The 2540-nt window shown below is 65.7% G+C and carries 3 protein-coding genes; 1 reads left to right on the forward strand and 2 read right to left on the reverse strand.

Features of this window, described 5'->3' with window-relative positions; genetic code table 11:
• Both VIR09_RS16185 and VIR09_RS16190 read right to left on the reverse strand, forming a co-directional pair.
• Positions 1-496 (reverse strand): extracellular solute-binding protein (locus VIR09_RS16185; RefSeq protein WP_332013791.1); only part of this gene is annotated, 496 nt, incomplete at its 3' end.
• Positions 497-625: 129 nt separating this feature from the next.
• Positions 626-1054 (reverse strand): hypothetical protein, encoded by a 429-nt coding sequence (locus VIR09_RS16190; protein WP_332013792.1) that lies wholly within the window; start codon positions 1052-1054, stop codon positions 626-628.
• A 138-nt stretch (positions 1055-1192) separates the two neighbouring features.
• On the opposite strand from VIR09_RS16190, the gene VIR09_RS16195 reads away from it, so the two are divergent.
• A complete protein-coding gene (locus VIR09_RS16195) occupies positions 1193-2503 on the forward strand; it encodes a solute carrier family 23 protein (protein ID WP_332013793.1) in 1311 nt (436 codons plus the stop codon).
• Positions 2504-2540: the final 37 nt, after the last annotated feature.

Consider the following 2540-nt stretch of genomic DNA (forward strand, 5'->3'; position numbering starts at 1 on the left):
AGGTGATGCCGACGTGGCCGAACCAGTGCGGCGCCAGCAGGTCCTTCCATTCGACCGGCGCGGGAAGCTTGTGCGCGGCGATGTAGCGCGTGTTGTAGATGATGCCGTAGCCGGCCAGCGCCTGCCCCAGGTACATGCCGCCGGGATCGTTGATGGGGTAGTTGCCGATCTTGTCCGGCACGTCCTTGTTCGCCACGTCGGCCGACTTGGCCAGCAGCTTGTCGCGGCCCAGCACCTCGAAGGCGTCGGGCGCGCTGGCCCAGAACACTTCGGGGCGCTGGCCGGCGGGCGTTTCACGCACGTAGGCGATGCCCGACACGGTGTTCTTGTTCAGGATTTCCAGCGTAATGCCGGGATTGGCCTTTTCGAACGCGGTCTTGTAGGCCTGGGTCAGGTCCTTGGGGAACGACGTGATCACCGTCACCGTGCCGGCCAGGGCCGGCGCGGCGCAAACGGCCAGCAGCGCCCCTGCGAGGGCTGTGCGCATTGCGTGCATGGTTTGTCTCCGTGGTTTTAGATTTGTCCGGAGACAGTACTGGCAGGACTGGGCAGCGTCCAATCAGAAATTTTGATGCGCGCCATCAATGCGGGCGCCCCGGCCGGGCGGGGCGCCTTGCCTTGCCCGCTAGGCCCTGGCGGATACGCCACGTTGCATGGCCTGGGCCTGCTGCTCCATCACTTCGGTGATCTGCTGCTGGATCTGCATCGCCTGGGCATTGAGCGCCATCAGTTGCTGGGCCTTCATTTCGGCGGGCATGCCGCTGGCCTTGACCTGGGCGATCTGGTCCATCACGCGCTTGAGCTGCTTCTGCAGTTCCTTGATCTGGCGCGTGTATGCGTCGTCGTTGCTGCTGTCCTCGACTTCCTTGGCGGCCTGCACGTTGCCCAATTTCAGGCCGCCGGGGTTGTTGATGCGGATCTTGCCGTCTGCGGACACCGTGCTCGATTCCGAATCCGAGGCGCTTTTGGCTTCCTTGTTGGCCTGGATCCTCTGGGCCCAGAGGTCTGCCAGGCTGTTGACTCGGGAACTGCCGCTGATGGGATCGATCGCCATGATTGCTCCTGCCGCCTATGAGGATTTCGGGGTTTTCACTAGTACGGCATTCTGACGACGAACTTAAGCATTGCCGCCCCTTTGCGGCCCCCTTTACACTGGCGCCCGCTCACACCCAACACCTATTTTGGGATATCCATGTCCAATTCCTACTTTCCGCGCTGGCGCCTGGCTGACGACACCGAGCCCGGCGTCATCATCGCGCCCGACGAAAGGCTGTCCTGGCCCAAGAACGTGGCCATGGGCGCCCAGCACGTCGTCGCCATGTTCGGCTCCACCGTGCTGGCGCCGCTGCTCATGGGCTTCGACCCGAACGTCGCCATCCTGATGTCGGGCATCGGCACGCTGATCTTCTTTCTGTTCGTCGGCGGACGCGTTCCCAGCTACCTGGGCTCCAGCTTCGCCTTCATCGGCGGCGTGATCGCGGTGACCGGCTATGCCGGCGGTGGGGCGAACGCCAATATCGGCGTGGCGCTGGGCGCCATCATCGCCTGCGGCTTGGCCTACACCTTGATCGGCCTGATCGTCTGGTTCGTCAACGCGCGCGCCGGGGGCGGCGCAAACTGGATCGACACCCTGATGCCGCCCGTGGTCACCGGCGCGGTGGTCGCGGTCATCGGCCTGAACCTGGCGCCTATCGCCGCCAAGGGCGCGATGGGCGCATCGGGCTTCGACAGCGTGATGGCCATGGTCACCATACTTTGCGTGGGCGGCATCGCCGTGTTCACCAAGGGCATGGTCCAGCGCCTGCTGATCCTGGTCGGCATGATCCTGGCCTGCGTGGTGTACGGCATCCTCGCCAACGGCATGGGGCTGGGCAAGCCGATCGATTTCTCCGGCGTGGCCGCAGCGGCCTGGTTCGGCCTGCCGCACTTTGCCGCGCCGGTGTTCAAGGCCGAGGCCATGGGCCTGATCGTGCCGGTCGCCATCATCCTGGTGGCGGAGAACCTGGGCCACGTGAAGGCGGTCAGCGCCATGACGGGCCAGGACCTGGACCGCTACCTGGGCCGCGCCTTCGTCGGCGACGGGGTCGCCACCATGGTGTCCGGCGCCGTGGGCGGCACGGGCGTCACCACCTACGCCGAAAACATCGGGGTGATGGCGGTCACGCGCATCTACTCGACGCTGGTGTTCGTGGTGGCCGCCGTGATCGCCATTGTGCTGGGCTTCTCGCCCAAGTTCGGCGCGCTGATCCAGATGATTCCGGCGCCCGTGCTGGGCGGCATGTCGGTGGTGGTGTTCGGCCTGATCGCCATCGCCGGCGCCCGCATCTGGGTGGTCAACCAGGTCGACTTCAGCGACAACCGCAATCTGATCGTGGCCGCGGTCACGCTGGTGCTGGGCGCGGGCGACTTCACGGTCAAGCTAGGCAACTTCACGCTGGGCGGCATCGGCACCGCTACCTTCGGCGCCATCATCCTGTACGCCCTGTTGCGCCGCAGGCAGTAGGCGGCGCGGCCATGCGCGGGCTTGGCGCCGCGCGCGT

Origin of the sequence: Achromobacter sp. (genome assembly GCF_036567245.1) — a bacterium.
Lineage (GTDB): Bacteria > Pseudomonadota > Gammaproteobacteria > Burkholderiales > Burkholderiaceae_B > Achromobacter.

Excerpts from the sequence above, each read along its gene's own strand:
- VIR09_RS16195 (WP_332013793.1), top strand. The coding sequence starts at position 1,193 with ATGTCCAATTCCTACTTTCCGCGCTGGCGCCTGGCTGACGACACCGAG.
- VIR09_RS16190 (WP_332013792.1), bottom strand. The coding sequence starts at position 1,054 with ATGGCGATCGATCCCATCAGCGGCAGTTCCCGAGTCAACAGCCTGGCA.